This window comes from Candidatus Krumholzibacteriia bacterium, assembly GCA_030748535.1.
GTDB lineage: Bacteria > Krumholzibacteriota > Krumholzibacteriia > JACNKJ01 > JACNKJ01 > JASMLU01.
Map to the genome: position 1 here is coordinate 14,017 of JASMLU010000012.1, position 17,306 is coordinate 31,322.

Annotated in this window: 14 protein-coding genes; 4 read left to right on the forward strand and 10 right to left on the reverse strand. The window is 58.3% G+C overall.

Translation table 11 applies throughout. The features are described from left to right. The first annotated feature begins 99 nt into the window (after positions 1-99). Entirely contained in the window at positions 100-717 is a 618-nt protein-coding gene (locus tag QGH30_08590) for a protein-L-isoaspartate(D-aspartate) O-methyltransferase (GenBank protein ID MDP7022395.1), read from the forward strand. Here the strand turns inward: QGH30_08590 and QGH30_08595 are convergent. The 5 genes from QGH30_08595 to glpX form a co-directional block, all read right to left on the reverse strand. After that, complete coding sequence (locus tag QGH30_08595; protein ID MDP7022396.1) at positions 710-3,274, reverse strand: C1 family peptidase; 2,565 nt, start codon at positions 3,272-3,274, stop codon at positions 710-712. The genes QGH30_08590 and QGH30_08595 overlap by 8 nt on opposite strands. A gap of 82 nt (positions 3,275-3,356) precedes the next feature. Further along, a complete protein-coding gene (locus QGH30_08600; GenBank protein ID MDP7022397.1) occupies positions 3,357-4,118 on the reverse strand; it encodes a methyltransferase domain-containing protein in 762 nt (253 codons plus the stop codon). After that, positions 4,103-5,392: a replication-associated recombination protein A gene (locus QGH30_08605; GenBank protein ID MDP7022398.1), complete on the reverse strand. Its 1,290-nt coding sequence runs from the start codon at positions 5,390-5,392 to the stop codon at positions 4,103-4,105. The genes QGH30_08600 and QGH30_08605 overlap by 16 nt, the downstream gene beginning before the upstream one ends. A gap of 40 nt (positions 5,393-5,432) precedes the next feature. Next, entirely contained in the window at positions 5,433-6,446 is a 1,014-nt protein-coding gene (locus QGH30_08610) for a tetratricopeptide repeat protein (GenBank protein ID MDP7022399.1), read from the reverse strand. Then, positions 6,446-7,393 (reverse strand): class II fructose-bisphosphatase, encoded by a 948-nt coding sequence (glpX, locus tag QGH30_08615; GenBank protein ID MDP7022400.1) that lies wholly within the window; start codon positions 7,391-7,393, stop codon positions 6,446-6,448. Before glpX ends, QGH30_08610 begins: the two co-directional genes overlap by 1 nt. Before the next feature lie 99 nt (positions 7,394-7,492). Between glpX and QGH30_08620 the strand changes: the two genes are divergently transcribed. Continuing rightward, entirely contained in the window at positions 7,493-8,440 is a 948-nt protein-coding gene (locus tag QGH30_08620; protein ID MDP7022401.1) for a M20/M25/M40 family metallo-hydrolase, read from the forward strand. A 99-nt stretch (positions 8,441-8,539) separates the two neighbouring features. Next, positions 8,540-10,402: a FlgD immunoglobulin-like domain containing protein gene (locus tag QGH30_08625; protein ID MDP7022402.1), complete on the forward strand. Its 1,863-nt coding sequence runs from the start codon at positions 8,540-8,542 to the stop codon at positions 10,400-10,402. Position 10,403: 1 nt separating this feature from the next. Here the strand turns inward: QGH30_08625 and QGH30_08630 are convergent, their stop codons facing one another. Genes QGH30_08630 through QGH30_08640 form a run of 3 tightly spaced genes read right to left on the reverse strand, consistent with a single transcriptional unit; the run spans position 10,404 to position 13,605 of the window. Beyond that, positions 10,404-11,189, reverse strand: a complete 786-nt coding sequence (locus tag QGH30_08630; GenBank protein MDP7022403.1) for a hypothetical protein — start codon at positions 11,187-11,189, stop codon at positions 10,404-10,406. A 15-nt stretch (positions 11,190-11,204) separates the two neighbouring features. Further along, positions 11,205-12,452, reverse strand: a complete 1,248-nt coding sequence (locus QGH30_08635; protein ID MDP7022404.1) for an ABC transporter permease — start codon at positions 12,450-12,452, stop codon at positions 11,205-11,207. A 16-nt stretch (positions 12,453-12,468) separates the two neighbouring features. Continuing rightward, positions 12,469-13,605 carry a tetratricopeptide repeat protein gene (locus tag QGH30_08640; GenBank protein ID MDP7022405.1) on the reverse strand — a complete coding sequence of 379 codons (1,137 nt, stop codon included), beginning with the start codon at positions 13,603-13,605 and terminating at the stop codon, positions 12,469-12,471. Between the two features lie 203 nt (positions 13,606-13,808). Here QGH30_08640 and QGH30_08645 point away from each other — a divergent pair, with 203 nt between their 5' ends. Beyond that, positions 13,809-15,656, forward strand: a complete 1,848-nt coding sequence (locus tag QGH30_08645; protein MDP7022406.1) for a FlgD immunoglobulin-like domain containing protein — start codon at positions 13,809-13,811, stop codon at positions 15,654-15,656. Here the strand turns inward: QGH30_08645 and QGH30_08650 are convergent. Continuing rightward, the gene (locus QGH30_08650) at positions 15,653-17,125 is read right to left on the reverse strand and encodes an HAD-IG family 5'-nucleotidase (protein MDP7022407.1); all 1,473 of its coding nucleotides are present in this window, start codon (positions 17,123-17,125) and stop codon (positions 15,653-15,655) included. The genes QGH30_08645 and QGH30_08650 overlap by 4 nt on opposite strands. Position 17,126: 1 nt before the next feature. Continuing rightward, positions 17,127-17,306 (reverse strand): hypothetical protein (locus QGH30_08655; protein MDP7022408.1); only part of this gene is annotated, 180 nt, incomplete at its 5' end.

Here is a 17,306-nt window from a genome sequence, read left to right on the forward strand (position 1 = left end):
CGAGTTGGCAAGAATGACAAGCTAGCCCATTCCGGAGGAATCGTCAATCCGGAGGGAATCGTCCTTTTCAGCGGGAAATTCGGGAGCTAGACTTCATCCATGCTGAAGCAAATGGTGGAAAAGCAGATTCGGGCTCGCGGCGTGAAGGATCCCCGTGTGCTGGCGGCCATGGAAGAAGTGCCCCGCCACCTGTTTGTCCCCGAATCCCTCCAAAAAGAAGCCTACTCCGATTCTCCCCTCCCCATCGGCCAGGGACAGACCATCAGCCAACCCTACATCGTGGCCCTCATGACCGAGTTGGCCGGAGCCAGACCCGGTCTCCGGGTTCTCGAGATCGGCACGGGTTCCGGCTACCAGACGGCCGTTCTGGCCGCATGCGGATGCCGGGTATGGACTGTCGAGATTCTGGAAACACTGGGAAAGCAGGCCCGAAAGAATCTGAAAACGGCAGGATACGGAGATATCGAATACAGGCTGGCAGACGGATACCGGGGCTGGATCGAGGCCGCTCCCTTCCATGTCATTCTTCTCACGGCCGCAGCTCCCTTCATTCCCCCGGCGCTATTCGCACAACTGGATCACAATGGTGTCCTCATCGCCCCTCTCGAAGAGCTTCCCCAGAAACTGATTCGCTTCAACAAGAGAGGAGAAGAAGAGGTGATTTGTCCCGTCCGCTTCGTGCCGATGACAGGGGAGATCCGGAGCGAATCTACTTGATGAGGCTCATCTTGTGCAGGGCCATCTCCACCCGTCCGTCCGGGAAGAGGCACTCGAGGCGAAGAAGATAAACGCCGCTGGCCAGAGGCTCGCCCTCTTCCCCGATGGCCGTCCAGGAAAGTTCATGCATTCCTGCAGGCAGACTTTCCTCGAGAAGTCGCGCCACTTCCTGTCCCGAAGTGCTGAAGACTGTGAGGTTCAGTTCCGCCGCTTCCTCCAGCTCAAAGAAAATGCGGGTCGTCGGGTTGAAGGGATTGGGCACATTGCCAGCAATCTGCACCCTTGCCAGGACTTCCTCGTCCCGAATCTCCCGGGGCGAGGCCGAGAAAGCGGACTCAAAAGCACCCAGATCGGGGCTTGATCCCTCCGGGCGGAAACGGGGGAAGCCTTCGGCATCCCGAGACAGATCCTCCTGAAGCATTGCAGCAGAAAGGCAGGGACTGCTTTCCCTCAAATGGAAATCACCAGCTTCCGGGGCCTCAAAGAGAGGGTCGCCGGCAAGATTACCTTCGCCGGGAAAGTCCCCTTCCAGCAGACAGTGATGAAGTCGGGTTCCTGCGTTGGGGAGGACCGCGGTTCCCTCCGGCGAGTGATCCTGCCAGAAGATGCTGTTCATCACCTCCGCTTCCCCCCCGATGAAAGCAAGAGAGGCACCTTCACTGAGAGAGGAGTTTCCAAAGGAAGTGAGAAAGCGCAAGCGGGCCTCGCCACTCTCATGAGAGATCGCGCCTCCAATGGCCTGGCTCTGGTTGTACAGGAAAAGGGAGTTGTCCACGGACAGGAGACCGTCCTCCGAAGAGTGAATCGCACCCCCGCCCTTTGCATCCGGGGAGCTGGCCTGATTCTCCTCAAAGTGGCCACTGAGAATGCGCAAGTCACCGCCGCTCCGAAAAAGAGCGCCGCCGGAGCCGGCACGGTTTTGCAGGAAGCTGACCTCGGAGAGAAGGCTGAATGCGGTACTGAAAATCGCACCGCCTTCTTCGGCCTCACAGTTTTCGAAAATGCAGCTCCGGGCTTCCAGGATCGTGCCTTCCTCGCAGAGAATCGCGCCGCCTCTGTCTGCAAAACCCCGCCGAAGCACCAGGTTTTCCAGTGTCAGTTTCTGCCCCTCTTTCAGGTGCAGGAGCCGGCTTCGCCCTTCACCATCAAGAATCACCTCGCCCAGTTCTCCGCTTCCCCGAAGAAGGACATCGCCGGGCTGAAGATCCACATTGTGGATTCCCCGATAGATACCCGGACGAAGGAGGATGCTGTCGCCGGGGAAGGCCCGCGCGAGAGCATCGTCGATGCGCTGCAGAGGATCCTTTGCCGACCCGCTTCCGTAGGGGCTTCCTCTTTCGGAATCCACGAACCAGGACGGGCCCTCGTATCGCACCTCGATCGCATCCCGGAGAACCTGTTCGTCGATGCGCCCTGCACGATCCCGAACTCTCAGGCGGGGGCTAAAGAACCCTTCTTCGCGGAAGAACACCTCATGGGGGCCCGGACCCCCGGCATCCCAGCGACCATCCCCGTCGAAATCCCAGTCGATGCGAACAATCCTGCTTCCCGGTGAGATCGAAGCGTCCTCCCAGAACAGCGGCTCGCGACTGCTTTGGACTCCCAGTTCCAGACGCATGAAGGCATGGGGACCTTCCCCGGGCAGAGAGGAGAAGGAGCGAGCCAGGGTTCCGATCCCGGAGCGGCTCTTCCAGGAGATCCGACAGTTTCCTTCCTCTCCCCACTCTTCGCCCCAACTGTTTCGGACAATCCAGCTGGACTCGTCCAGATCGTATCCGATCAATAAAACGGCCTGCACACCCAGGGGAGTCTCGCCGGAAAGTTCCTGATATACCCCACCGCCATAGGCTTCAAAACTGGGAAAGACCCGCATTTCCGTCAGCAGGGGACCCCGGCTTTCCAGCGCATAACGAAGTGCTGCAGGATTGGGACTGCGACAGATCAGTTCCGCCTCCTCAAAACGAAAACTGCGGGTACTCTGTCTGCTCACCGGCCAGGCGTGTTCCTCATAGAGAGCTTCCCGGCTGGCCAGTTCACAGAGGACCGCCATCCTGTCCGGACTGGATTCCCTGCCACGGCTCTGCAATAGGTCAGAGAACTGCTGCTCGGAAAGATTGAAGTCCGTCGGCTTCGCTGCCGACACCGACAGCAGGAAGGAAGACTCGAGGGCCGCCGTCAGGGCCTGCAGTCGGGAGTCTCCAAAATCCCCCTGCTCCCGGATGCCGCCGGTAAACTGCCCACTATCTCCCCAATCCAGATGGCGCAGGATCGGATCGGGGAAATCCCGGCGTTCGAAGTCCGCAGGGAAGGAGGAAGCTTGGCGGGAGGAAAGGGGCAGAAGACGGGAGGCACGGTCCCCGGGATCCATGCGCAGGCGGGGGTTCATTTCGGGATACCATTGTCGCCCGGATTGCAGGATCTGTACCCGCAAGACGGAAAGTTCCGCGTTCGCAAAATACACTTCTTCCGCCTCCACAGGGGAATGCGAAAGAAGGGACAGGAAGGTCAAGACCAGAAGACAAACTCCCAGCCTGCGATTCAGGAAAGCCAAGAACATGAGCAGAAAGAGCATAGCGAGGAACTTGCGAGGATGCGAGCCGGAAAAGGATGAAACCTGTAAACCATTATACAGCAGTGAGTTATTTTTCTGTCCAGGGCTTTCTTGCGAGCATCAGAAGACGGGGAGAGCCTTCCTTGACGGTTTCGCCCTCCAGGCTTCCCAGGGAACGAATCTTCTCGAAACCGGCCTCCCGAAAGAGGCTCTTGATCTCCGACAGACGATAGAGGCGGATAGAACTGTGGCGTTTTCTCCGAATGCCATCCTTTGCGAAACTCCAGTCCGACTCGATGCGCCGCGTGAGCGGGTCGAATCGGTTCCGAATGCGAAGCCGGAGATCCCCGATCTTGCGCTCCTGTCTTTCCATAAACTCGGGGAGAAGCGTTTCCTCGCATTCACTGTCGAGAATGAAAATGGCTCCGGGACGAAGGGCGCGAAAGACCCCTCGCAGGAAGCTCCGGTTCCCGCTTTCATTGAAATAGCCGAAACTCCCCCACCAGCAGAAGGCGGCATCGAAGCTCGCACGGAAAGGGAGTCGCCGCAGGTCTCCCTCGCGGAAGTCTGCTTTCAGCCCTTCCTCAAGAGCTGCTTCCCGGGCGCGATCCAGTACATCCCGGGAATGATCCAGGCCGGTCACCCGATATCCAAGCCGGGACAGGGGGCGGGCGATGCGCCCGTCACCGCAGGCCAGGTCCAGAACCCGGTCCCCGGGCTTCAGGCGGAGATGATCGAGCAGAAAGTGCAGAGCAGGCTCTGTCTCACCGGGGCGATCCATGGCACGCTGGAAGTCCAGCCAGGGACCCTCAAAGAAAGTCCGCCACCATTCCCCTACTTCTTCAGCCACTCGAGAAACTCCCGGATGCGGGACTCATAGCCCCGGTTGACCGGATGGTAGTACTTGCGTCGTCCGATTTCTTCAGGGAAGTGCTCCTGATCGACCTTCGCGTCCGGATCATTGTGGGCGTACTGATATCCGTCCCCGTATCCGAGTTCCTTCATCAGCCTCGTGGGAGCGTTGCGAAGGTGAAGGGGAACGGGAGCGTCCGGCAGACTTTCAACATCCTCTTTCGCCGCCTTGATGGCCCGATAGGCAGCATTGCTTTTCACGGCCGTGGCCAGATAAAGTACGCACTGCGCAATGGCAGTATCGGCCTCGGGCATCCCGAGAAAATGCACGGTCTGCATCGTGTCCACGGCCACAGACAGGGCGCGGGGATCGGCATTGCCAATGTCTTCGCTGGCAAAGCGCAGAAGCCGGCGGACCAAGTAGAGCGGATCCTCGCCGCTTTCCAGCATTCGCGTCGCCCAGTAGAGCGAAGCATCCGGATCACTGTCCCGAAGGCTCTTGTGAAGCGCGCTGATGAGATTGAAATGCTCTTCGCCCGCCTTGTCATAGAGATGGCTGCCACGAAGAAAGTTCTCGGCGACAAAGTCCCGGGGGATCAGGGTCTCGCCCTCGAGGCTCCCGGCGATCATCTCCAGGGCATTGAGCGCACTACGAGCATCGCCCCCGGAGCCGGCGGCAATCAGTTCCAGCGCCCCGTCCTCTGCCCGAAGTCCCCGGTCTCCAAGCCCCCGTTCTGAATCCACCAGAGCCCTTCGGAGCAGGGTCAGGACATCCTCTTCCCCGAGAGCGCGAAGAGTGTAAACCCGGCTGCGACTGAGAAGGGCACTGTTCACCTCGAAGCTGGGATTCTCGGTGGTGGCACCCACGAGAATGATCGTCCCGTCTTCGACATGGGGAAGAAAGGCATCCTGCTGGGCCTTGTTGAAGCGGTGAATCTCATCGACAAAGAGCAGGCTGCGACGTGAGTGCAATAGAAGCCGCTCGCGCGCGGCCTTCACGATCTCGCGCACATGCTTGACCCCGCTGGTCACGGCACTGAAGTTCTCGAAATGAGCATCCACGACACCCGCAAGAATGCGGGCCAGAGTGGTTTTGCCAGTTCCGGGAGGCCCCCAGAAGATCAGGGAACTGCTCAGTTGACCGCTTTCAATGAAGCGACGAAGGGCACGGCCTTCCCCGAGCAGATGTTCCTGCCCCACGAAACCGTCCAGACGATCGGGCCTCATGCGGTCTGCCAGAGGCGCCGCTTCCTTCCTCTCGAAGAGTTCCATGGAAAAACACTAGCACAGGCTGGCCCTCGGGGGAAGCGACTCAGTGTCGGGAAGAGCCCTTCGCGCCCCGCTTGGCGAAATAATCCGCCCGGCGCTCATCGCCCCGTTCCGCGTATACCTCGCTGAGCATTCGGTAGATACGATGGTGTGGACTCTCCTCGGAAACCAGATCGTCCAGATCCGGTGGAAGCGTTTCCCCCAGGCTCTGGAACAACTCTGCCCGAAGCGTGGCGGCCTGTTCATAGGAGGGATTCAATTCCAGAGCCTTTCCGAATTGCTCGAGCGATTCTTCCTCCTGCTCGCTGTCCCGATAGAGCCGGGCCAGTTCAAATCGAAGGTCCGGCCAGGCAGGACGAGCCTCCACGGCTTCCTCCATCTTCTCGATTGCAAGATCCAGCTTGCCGAGCCTTTCCAGTTCGCGGGCAAGTTCACGCAAGAGATCCGGATGCCCGGGACAGGAGCGAAGCCCCTCCTCCAGACCGGATGCCACAGAATCGGGCTCGCCGCAGATGGACTCGACATGAGCCGAAAGACTCCAGTGGCGAGCCGGTTCCCCGGAAAGCAGTGCCGCCCAGGCCGCTGCTTCCAGAGCCTCTTCCCGGCTTCCCTTTACGGCAAGAAACTCACACATGGCAGAGAAGATTCGGGAATAAGGAGAACAGCGAGAGGCCAAGAGCAATACGGGATCTGCGTTTTCCAGAGCTACTTTCTTCAGAAGAAGGGAAGCCAGGTCCGGGTTTCCCAATCGCTCGGCCAGATCGCCGGACAGGGAATCCGGAGAGGGAGGTGCCGCATCAAAACCTCCCGCGTCCATCCACTCCTTCCACCTCAGGAAGGCGGCAAAGGGTTGGTCCTTCTTCAGGGATTCCTCCAGAACTGTCCGTCCCCGGAGCATCCGCTCCCCGGACTTTTCCTCCCCGGGAGAGAGAGCGGCAAGAAGTTGCTGAAACAGCCCCCACTCCAGACGGAGATCCGGCCAGTCGGGATGGTGACGGCGTTTCCAGTCCAGGAAATCCTGCATCTCCTCAAGGGTTTCCCGAATGGCAAGCGCCATCAGGGGCTCCAGTCGAAGCGATGCTCCGCAGAAATGATTCGGAAGGTTCCCGTAGCGCTGTGGATGAACATGGTCTCGGTCGAACAGCCCGAATCGCTGAAGTTCACACCATCGAGATAGTCGCCCGGCGTGATGCCGGTGGCCACAAAGAGAATGTCATCACCGGCGGCCAGATCATGGATTTCGAAAACCTTGTCCGGATCTGTTCCCATGGCGATGGTGCGCTCCCGCTCATTGTCGTTGCGGAAGGCGAGACGGGCCTGCATGTCGCCACCGAGGCAACGCAGGGCCGCAGCGGCGAGAACCCCTTCGGGTGCCCCACCGATGCCCATCAGGATGTCCACATTGCTTCCCGGCGTGGAAGTGGAAATGGCCGCAGAGACATCGCCATCGGTGATCAGCTTGATACGACAGCCCATGCCCCGGACACGCTGGATCAGTTCTTCATGGCGTTCCCGGTCGAGAATCACGGCCGTCAGTTCCTCCACGGGAACTCCCTTGACCTTCGCAAGATTCTTCAGGTTCTCCTCGGGACCGAGGGTCACATCCACCACGCCCGCAGCATCGGGACCGACAGCGATCTTCTCCATATAAGTGTCGGGAGCATGAAGGAAGCGGCCTTCCGGTGCAACGGCCAGAACGGCCAGAGAGTTGGGTTTTCCGTAGGCCACGCTGTTCGTGCATTCGAGAGGATCGAGCGCAATGTCGAAGACAGGGCCCTCGCCTGTGCCTACCCTCTCCCCGATAAAAAGCATCGGTGCCTCATCGCGCTCGCCTTCGCCAATCACCACAGTCGAGTTCATCGGCATTTGATTGAAGGCCGCACGCATGGCCTCCACGGCTGCCTGATCGGCTCCATCAGCGTCGCCGCGACCGATCATGCGGGCGGCGGCAATGGCGGCCAGTTCCGCAACCTGTACAAATTCGAGTGCGAGATTGCTGTCCATCTCAATCCTTTCCTTTGACCTGATCCTAATCCTCAGGGAAGCTCAAGACAAGCCCAATCCGCGCTTGCAAGCCTCCGATACGACGACTAGTCTCGCTCTATGAAAATACTCCTGTCCCTCTGCCTTCTCCTGATTTCCTGTGGACTGCTTCCCCCCGAAGAGAATGTCGATCTCGCCTCTCGGGCCGGAGAGGTTTCCCGGGACAGGCTCATGGAGACGGTGACCGGGCTCTCGGCAATCCAGAGCCGCTGGATGGAGTACGAAAGCGCCTGCAACGAGACCCTGAACCTGCTCCTTGATTACCTTGAGGAACAGGGCAATGAAGCTCGTCTCGACAGCATTGAGTTCAGCTTTCATGGAGCCACAATCCGCTCGGCCAATGTCGTTGTGGATTTCCCGGGGACTCTCTATCCGGAAAGACAGGTTCTCGTAGGAGCGCACTGGGACTGCCAGGCTTACCCGGAATCCTGGACGGACTCCACGGCCCGCGCGCCCGGTGCCGTGGACAATGCCTCGGGTGTTGCCGCAGTGCTGGAAGTCGCCCGGCTTTTGAAAGATGCCGAAACAGAAAACTCCCTTCGACTCATCCTCCTGGCCGCCGAGGAAGTCGGGCTCAAGGCCAGCCGCCCGATTGCCCAGCAATGGCATCAGGAAGACGGCCCCGATTCCCTGATCTGCTTCCTCAATGTGGACATGGTCGGCTACGATGCCGATGAAGCCGATCTCACGATTGTCTGTGACGACATCAGTGTGGATCTGGCGGCCTCCCTCCTTCCGCTCGCAGGGGAAATCTGCGAAAACGTCCGGCTCGACACTCTGGAAGTGGTCTTTCCCGCTCACTCGAGCAGCGACCATCACTGGTTCTGGTTTTATGGTCTGCCCGCCCTCTGGCTTCATGAAGGTCCCGAGGATGCCTTCCCCTTGGCCAACACGATGCAGGACACTCTCGGGGCCGTGAACCCCGCCTTCCTGCGGTCTTCCACTCAGGCCCTGCTCGGAATGGTCTGGCAACTGGCCGGGGTGGAAATTCCGGGCCGGGAACCATAAGACCGCTTCCGGCACGACAGGGTAGTGCGGTACCTGAGTTTTGACCCCGGAAATATCCCGTGCTATAATTAGCCCCTGAACCCGCTCCCGGAAGGCCTAATGCTCGCCAGGATTCTGTTCCCCAAAAGACCCCTTCGGGTCTTTTGTCTCCTGACCCTCTATGCAGGGCTGGCCTCTGCAGGCGCACTCTTTGATTTCGAGCAACCCTATTTCATTGAAGAGCCGGGAGTGCAGGTCAAGGACCACGCGCTGGTCTTCCATGATAATCTCTACCATGTCTTTTACATCCAGAGTTTCCCGCCAGATTCTGTGGGGGACTGGCGAAGGAATGAAAAGTGGCTCGGTCACATCACGAGTCCGGATCTCTGCCACTGGACCCGGCAGGACAGCATCCTTCACGTCCGCCCCGGAACCTGGGAGAGCGATTGTATCTGGGCGCCCGAGGTCATCGAAAACCCTGAAGGCGATGGCTGGATTCTCTACTACACGGGAGTCGACTACTTCTTCACCCAGTACGCGGGGGGCGCAAAGAGCGGTGATCTCTTTGAATGGGAACGCTTCCCCGAGAACCCGATCTACCACCCCTCAGAATGGGCTTTCTGGATCGAGGGAAACCAGGGCTGGCCCTGGAGCAACTGCCGGGATCCGGAGATCTTCCACATTCCCGGCGAGCGCAGCTACTATATGCTGAACACGGCACGTACCGCAGACGACAGCCTGGGAGCCATCAGCCTTGCGCGCAGTCAGGACCTCGTTCACTGGCAGGACGAAGGCCCTCTCTTTCTCAATGACACGGGATACATGCTCGAAAGTGCGCAGTTGATCCTGGATGATGACGGCCTGTATCACCTCTTCTTCACCGAGCAGTACATCCCCGGCACCAGCCACATGAGCAGTAGCAGCATGACCGGCAACTGGGACAAGGACAACCTGAACATCATCGATCCAGGGCATGGGGCCGAAGTGAGCCGGGTCGGGGAGGAGTGGGTCTACAGTCGTTTCAATGGAGTCGATACCGCTGACTCCACTTTCTACTACCTGCGCTTTGACAATATCGAACTGGAAACCTGGGATCAGGTTCCTCGCATCAACCTGCTCGGGGGTCTTCGGGATCACTGGACCGTCTTTTTCGGAAATGCGTTCTACAATCAGCCGACCTGGGGAGACAACCCCTGGCAGAGGGGAGATGCCAGGAGCGGAATGGAAGGAAACAGCTACCTGGCAACCTACGAGAATTATCAGGAGCCGGCCGATTCCTCAACCGGCAGCTTCCAGGGAAACCTGCCCATCGGCGTTCTTCTCGGCGAGCCATTTGTACTGGACGAGAACCGCATCAGCCTGCTGGTCGGTGGCGGTGCCCACCCGGACACATGTTTCGCCTCTCTCTTTGATAACAGTACCGGCCGACAGCTCTTTACCGAAACCGGGCAGGATTCCTTCGCGATGGATCTTCGCATCTGGGACACCAGTTCGCTCGTCGGCCACGAGGTCTATCTTGCGATTGTCGACCTTCATCAGGGTGTCTGGGGACACATCAGCGTGGACACCATTCGCGAGTACACGGAGACCGGAGAGGACCCTCTTCCTCCCTCCCTGCCCATGGACAATGGTCCCTTCTTCAACGAGGTCATTGCCAATGCCGGGTACGATCCGACAGGACTCCCGGATCTCCCCGCCACTCCGGGAGCAAGGCTGGAGGCTCCCTGGCCTAATCCCTTCAATCCGCAGACACGGATTACCTTTGAACTGGATGCTCCGGGGCAGGTTCTCCTGAGCATTCACGATGCCTCCGGGAAGAAAGTGCGAACTCTCGTCGATGAGCAAGTGTCCGCGGGAAGGCAGCAGAGAAGCTGGAAGGGTCGGGATTACCGGGGCCAGCGACTCTCCAGTGGCATCTACCTGATCCGGATGCAAGTGGATGGACAGGCGGCGGGAAGCCGCAAAATCCTGATGTTGAAGTAGGCTAGTCCAGCCAGACCGGCAGGCCCAGTTTCCAGGCCAGGCGCAATGCCCGGTGAAGCCAGCGAAATTGCAGGTAAGTCGAACAGCTTCTGGAAAAGCGGGTCACTCTTTCTTCCGGAAGCGTGGCATAGAGAACCCCCGAATAGAAGTCCAGCCAGGCGCCGGCAAGATCGCGGGGAATCTCTCTTGAGTATACCGATCCCGCATCAGGATTCCTGAGTCCGAGCATGCCCTCAAGAAGATGATTTGTGTTCAGACCGTCGCCCACGCGCTTGAGGGGAAGTGCATCGGGCAATTCCAGAAGATGTTCTTCCCGAGCCAGCCGCAGGGAACGAAGTCGGGCAATCGACCTTCCATCAAAGCCGCCCTTCTGCACGAGAGCCAGAAAGGCCGGCCACTCGCCGCTTTCCAGCCGATCCAGTACTCGCTGTGTCCGGTCGGCGAGGAACTCCTCAAAGCAGGATTCTATGGGGTAGTTGACCCTTCCGATACAGCCGAACTCATCGGAGGCGGGGTCCATGTTTGCCGGACATTGGGCACAATGTTTCAGATGTGTGGCAATCTTTTGCCCCACTTCCTCGACTTCTTTGCGCTTGAACTCGCGCTCCTTCTCCGGGAAGGCCGAGGTGGAGGGAAGCTGCCAGGGACCGGTTTCACTGGCGCTTTCGGCGGGATGATCTCTCAGGTACTTGAAGACCATGTAGAGAAAGGCCCAGCGACGCAAACCCGCTTCGCCCAGGTCGGAGCGTACGGGACAGGGATGGGGAAGTACGTAATCGACGCCCAAGCGAATCCTCTCTTCTCAGGCTTTTCGAATTGCCTCGATGGGGTTCAGCCGGGCTGCTTCCCAGCCGGGATACAGGGTCGCAAGAAGGCTGACCAGCAAGCTAAGGCCGGCAACGAGCAGAAAGTCAACGGGTTTCATGATCAGGGGCAGACGATCCACGATAAACAGGTCCCAGGGAATGGGCAGGGGATGGTGCTGGAACCAGCTTCCCAGTCCCCAGCTGACAAGAAGCCCGAAGAGTGTCCCTGCCAAGCCCACCAGAAAACCCTCGGTGACAACCATGCTCATCACCGCAGAACGGCTCATGCCCAGGGTTCTCAGAATCCCGATCTCTCCCCGCTTCTCGCTGACCATCAGGGTCAGGGTGGAAACAATACCCAGGCTGGCCACGGTGATGGTCAGAATCAGGAATAGGTACATGAGAAGCTTCTCTCTTGCCATGGCATCAAAGAGCAACTGGTTGCGATCCATCCAGCTTTCGATGCGAAGGTCTTCGGCAGGAGGATTCTCCCGAAGCGATGCCGTCAGGTCAGGGGCCAGCTCTGCGCTCTCGCAACGAATGAGGAGTGTGTTCACCTTCCTGCCCAGAAACTCCGAAGCAAAGTCGAGGTCAGCGAGAACCAGTGTTGAATTGCTCTCATAGAGTCCGGTGTCCACGACATCAAGCAGAACTGCCCGGGCTTCTTTTCCGTGAATCTCCCTGGCCTGAGAGGAAAGTGCATCGGGAATGATCAGACGAAGCTCGCTCCCGAGTCCCAGGGACAGATTCCGGGCAAGTTCAAGACCCAGCACCAGGCCCTCGCGACTCTCCCCCTCCACTTCCCATTCCGGGTCCACTACGAAGGAGTCAAAACCCGGCTCGAGAAGCCCCGTGACTGTCGTTTCCCGGGAGGGATCCATACCGCGAAGTGTGGCCGTCTGCATGCGAATCCGCTTCGAGCCGCTCTCGGCTACCAGAAGAAGCTCGGATTGTAGGCTGGGGGAAACGGCCACGACGCCTTCGCGGCTTTCCAGTTCCTGAATCAGGGAGTCATAGTCTTCGAGTCCGCCGGGAGCCGTGCTGACCAGGTGAACATGAGCTTCCCCCTCGTGAATCAGGGTCGCCAGTTCGTTTTCCAGGCCGTTCATCACCGACAGGATCAGGGTAAGCGCCGTCACCCCCGTGAAAATGCCCCCGCTTGCCACCAGTGCCGTCAATGCGATGGCCCGGCTTCGTCGGGGGCTTTTCATGTGTCGCCAAGCGAGAAAAAAACTCGGGCTCACGAGATCTCCTGGATGACTATCCTCCCATGGAGCGGCGTTCGATCAGGTCTTCCTGCCGGCGAGCCTGCTGCCTTGCATAGGAGCCCCAGCGGGAATCGCTCATGACCGACTCGAAAAGCTCCAGAGCTTCCTCGTACTTGCCGCGATCCTCCAGAGCCTTGGCCTTGCTGCATATCAGGCCGGCCTTCTCCGACTTGTTCTTGCTGATGCGAAGACCTGCGTCACAGGTGCGAATGGCCTTTCCCGGCTCCCCTTTTCCGCGGTAGAGGTCGGCAAGGTAGCGGTGCGGAAGATTCTTCTTGGGCTGGTCGGCCGGCTTCATCAGTTTGACGAGGTTCACGGCCTTCTGCAGGTAGGTGATCGCCTCTGAATCATCATCCTTGTTGTAGTAGCAAAGGCCCAGCATCAGGTTGATGTTGAAGTCATTGGCCTTCTCGGCAAAGGCAATGTTCAGATGCTCAAGGGCACTGTCATAGTCCTCGGTGTTGAAGTAGAGAACTCCCAGATCGTAGCGACCATTGGTACGGTCGGGCATGATCTTGAAAGCCTTCTCCATCAACTCGACGGCCTTTTTGTAGTTCTTCCGCTGCTTATAGAGCTGGCCGAGATAGAAGTTGGCACTGAACAGGATGTTCTTGTTTTCGGTCTCCGTGTTCAGCAACTGGTTGAAGTGCTGAATGGCAAGATCCTTGTGCTTGGGATCCTTGCTCCGGAAATACAGGGTCGCCAACTGGTTCTTGGAATAGTTGTCGTTCGGATCGCAGCCGCTCACGCCCGGCTTTCCAAGCACCTGCTCGTAGAGCCTGCGAGCCACGCCCACATGCTTCAAGCGCATTTCCACATAGGCCAGGTTCGCCGTGGTCTTGCAGTCATCCGGCTTCAGGTTGTGGGCAATGTCGAAGCCCTTCTTGGCGCGGGCCCATTCGGAAATCTGCATGGCGGATTTCCCGAGACCCTCGGCGGCACGCAAGTTTCCCGGATCGCTGAGAAGAGCCTTCTCGAACTCCATCATGGCATCCTTGTACTGACCGTTCCGGAGAAACTCCCAGCCGGTGGAAGTCAGAAGCTCAGCCTGGCCTCCCTGGGCCAGAACGGGAAGCGCGAAGGAGAGAAGAATGAGAGCCAAAAGCAGGATTTTCTTCAAAAGGGACATTTTCAATCCTCGGAACAGGTTCACGGTTTCGCAGGCATCCGAGGGAATATAGAGGAGGGATGGGTTGCTTTCAAGACTTCCCGGAAAGTCGGGCGAGCTAAATAGGGAAACAGGGTCGCCCCGATCCCATTTTCCTGGGACTGGATCTGGATATAAAACTATGTTATCATTGTGTTTCTATATGATTGACCGAAAGGAATTCGATGCGGGGTTTCCCGATCCGTCCAGTTCTCTGCCTGCTCCTTCTTCTCTTCGGAACTCAGGGGAGCCTTGCGCTTCTGAGTTTCGAGTTTGAGCAGCCCTTCTATCTTGAAGAGATCGGAGTGCAGGTCAAGGACCATTCCGTGGTCTATCATGAGGGTCTCTACCATGTCTTCTTCATCCAGAGTTATCTGCCGGAGCCGGGGGACTGGCTGAGGGCGGAGAAATGGTTCGGTCACATTACGAGTCCGGACCTGATGCACTGGACCCATCATGATCCGATTCTGGAGGTCATCCCGGAGACCTGGGAAAGTTCCTATGTCTGGGCGCCGGTCATCATCGACAACCCGCAGGGCGAGGGCTGGTTCATGTACTACACCGGAGTTGACTCCGTGGTCTGTCAACAGACCGGACTGGCCTACAGTCAGGATCTCTACGAGTGGACTCGCCACCCGGACAACCCGTTGTATGTTCCCGGAGAATGGTCCAACTGGGAGGTCGGTCCCTGGGCAAATAACCGGGATCCGGAGATCTTCTTCAACGATCAGAGCGGCTACTACTACCTTCTTACCACGGCCATGACCTCCAATGGTCTGGGGGCTGTTGGGAGCGCCTTCAGCACGGATGCGGTGAACTGGTCCGATCAGGGGCCCTTCTTCGTCAATGACACCGAAAACCTGCTGGAGAGCGTGCAGATCCTTCGGGACGAGCAGGATTACTATCACCTCTTCTTCACAGAGCAGAACATCTACGGAACCAGCCATCTCTACAGCGAAGACCTCTTCGTCCTAGGAGCCTGGATCAAGGAAAACGCCACGACCTTTGACTCCGGCAACGGCCCGGAACTGACCTGGGCCAATGGGGAACTCCTCTTCAGTCGCTACAATTCAGTAGAAATGGAGGACGGGCCGCTCTATTTCCTGCGCTTCGATGCTGCCAATCTGGAAACCGGAGACCACATTCCGGTAGTGGAGAGCAAGATGGGACTCTCGGAGTCCTGGACCGAAATGGAGGGCTTTGGCGAGGCTTTCGTGAATCAGCCGACCTTCGGCGACAACCCCCGCGAACGCGGCATGCCGACCAGCTTCATGCAGGGCAACGGCTACATTGCCACCTATGAGCGTTATCCCTACCCCGGCTACAATACCCCGGGCTGGATTCAGGGTTTTGCTCCCACGGGCATGATCCGCAGCGAGAGCTTTGAGGTCAGTTCCGACCGGATGATGATCATGGTCGGCGGAGGGGAACTTCCCGACACCTGTTTCGTCGCTCTGGTCAACAAGGAGAATCACCGGCTTCTCTTTTCCGAGACCGGTGAAAACAAGCACTCCATGTCCCGTCGCTTCTGGAATACATCGACCCAGATCGGCCGGGAGGTGTATCTGGTCATTGCCGACCTCTACGCAGGCGACTGGGGGTGCATCTCCGCAGACAGCTTTGAGGAATACTGGTACGATGGGCACGAGCACTTCCCTCCCATTGACCCCATGAGCAATGGTCCCACGCTGGGAGAAGTGGTCGAGGCCGCCGGTTTCTCGGGAACGGGAGTCGACGAAGGAATCCCCGCTCCTCGCGGTGAACTGCTGCCCCCCTGGCCAAATCCCTTCAATCCGAAGGTCACCCTGCGCTTTGATCTGGAAACCGAGGCTCAGATCGACCTTCGTATTCTGGACATCCGGGGGAGAGAGGTCTGCGAGATTCTGAATGAAAGGCGAAGGGCTGGCAGCCATGAACTGAGCTGGAATGGAAGGGACACGCAGGGGGCAAGCCTTCCCAGTGGCGTCTATCTGGCCCGCCTTCGCGCGAATGGCCAAATCCTGTCGAGCCGGAAGCTGGTAATGATCCGCTAGATCTCGTGGGGCATGAATTCCTCCGGACTGCGGAAGTACTTGTCCGGAGGGTAGGCCAGGAAGTTACTGACCCGACTTGTGTAGGTACAGGCGTAGTCTCTCATCTGCGAGCCGAAGCGACTGATTTCGCTGTCCACCTTGCAGAGGGATCCCCAGTAGGCATTGTATCGATTCTGAGCCTCTTCCTCGAGAGCGCGGATGATCATGAGCTTACTGGACAGCTCTTCCTCCAACTCTCTTTCCAAAGCTCCCACCTCTTGCAATTCGAGATCCATTTCACGCATCTGGGCTTCGTCCAGACTCCGATATTCGCTGAGCTTGCGATTGCGGAGTTCCAGTTTGCGGGTCCGGACGGCCTCCAGGCGCAGGAGCACGCGGGAGTTGTCGTCCTGAATCTGGTCGAGTTCCTCCTGATTGTCTTCGGCTTTCATGGCAGAAAGAATCTCGTGCTCGAGTTCCTCGACCACCATTCCGGTGCGCCAGCCGCCTGTTTTTTTGGAGCGAAGAATGTCGCCAAAAATGTGATCCCCCAGGTAAAGGATCTCATCGCCGATTGCGCCAATCTCCTGCTCGAGCCGCCGGTAGTTTCCACCCGCAAAGGTGGGAACCGGGTGCTCGCCATGATCGACAGGTTTCCAGCGAAGCCGTCCCTTGAAGAAACCGGGCTTGCGTGACTCCACGACCAGGAGATCGAAGTAATCCCACCAGGAACTTCCCCGGAGCGGATCGCTGAGTACATGACTCAATACGCGGCTGGTGTATTCGTAGTCGGAGTTGGTTAAAAGAAAGAGGCGCTTTCCCTCAAGCCGGAACTTCTCCAAAGTGGGAAGAAGGCCGGGGTCCTTCAGAAAGCACTCCCCCATGCGCTCCAGAATAATCCTCTTGAGAGACCCGTCACGGTGAACGAGATCCACGGAGTAGCGTATGTCATCGAAGAGCTTCCGGTAGTCCACCTTGCCCAGCTCCCGCTCCATGGCCTCTACCGAGCAGGCATAAAGGGAAACCTCCGGCAGACCAAAGAGGGTGTCACTGCTCCAGAAACGGTCACTGGCCAGAGGCTGGGTGCGCGCACTGTAGATTTTCTTCCGCTCGTTGCGGTCCAGTTCCTTCCGCCCGTGGAAAGCCTTCGCCACATAGCTGAACTGATCCACCTTCAGGATGTTTCCCTCATCCTTGTCCACAATCAGGCCGCGAATGCCAAAGTCCGGGTCGTAGAGAATGTCCCTCAGGAAGTCCGGGTACTTCCGCTCCCGGATCAGGGCATCACGGGCCAGGTCAAAGGCCAGGGCCTCAATGAAGTTGCGATTGTAGAGAGCCAGAGTGTGGTCCATGTCGAAGCCCACCCAGCGAATCGAACCCATGCGCAGGTTCCGGTTCACATAGATGCGTTTCTCACGCGGAATGAACTGCTCATAGCGGTGAGTTCTGGTGACCTTCGAAAGGGTCTTTCGGTTCGTTTTCTGGTTCATCTCAATCTATAAACACAGTGCTGGAAAGAGCTTCCCTTCCCGGCCTATCCGGGAACAAAGGAGTATCCTGCAATTCCTCTGCCAAAGCCAGCCTGAAATACTTCAGTTCTGGCCGGGAAATTGTTCCTACGCATTTTATGGCACCCCTCCTTGCCGCCCAGGAACCCGACTTTCCCCTTCT

Coding starts and splice junctions, on each gene's coding strand:
- QGH30_08625 (MDP7022402.1), top strand. CDS start 8,540: ATGCTCGCCAGGATTCTGTTCCCCAAAAGACCCCTTCGGGTCTTTTGT.
- QGH30_08640 (MDP7022405.1), bottom strand. CDS start 13,605: ATGTCCCTTTTGAAGAAAATCCTGCTTTTGGCTCTCATTCTTCTCTCC.
- QGH30_08595 (MDP7022396.1), bottom strand. CDS start 3,274: ATGTTCTTGGCTTTCCTGAATCGCAGGCTGGGAGTTTGTCTTCTGGTC.
- QGH30_08650 (MDP7022407.1), bottom strand. CDS start 17,125: ATGAACCAGAAAACGAACCGAAAGACCCTTTCGAAGGTCACCAGAACT.
- QGH30_08620 (MDP7022401.1), top strand. CDS start 7,493: ATGAAAATACTCCTGTCCCTCTGCCTTCTCCTGATTTCCTGTGGACTG.
- QGH30_08645 (MDP7022406.1), top strand. CDS start 13,809: ATGCGGGGTTTCCCGATCCGTCCAGTTCTCTGCCTGCTCCTTCTTCTC.
- QGH30_08610 (MDP7022399.1), bottom strand. CDS start 6,446: ATGGCGCTTGCCATTCGGGAAACCCTTGAGGAGATGCAGGATTTCCTG.
- QGH30_08605 (MDP7022398.1), bottom strand. CDS start 5,392: ATGGAACTCTTCGAGAGGAAGGAAGCGGCGCCTCTGGCAGACCGCATG.
- glpX (MDP7022400.1), bottom strand. CDS start 7,393: ATGGACAGCAATCTCGCACTCGAATTTGTACAGGTTGCGGAACTGGCC.
- QGH30_08590 (MDP7022395.1), top strand. CDS start 100: ATGCTGAAGCAAATGGTGGAAAAGCAGATTCGGGCTCGCGGCGTGAAG.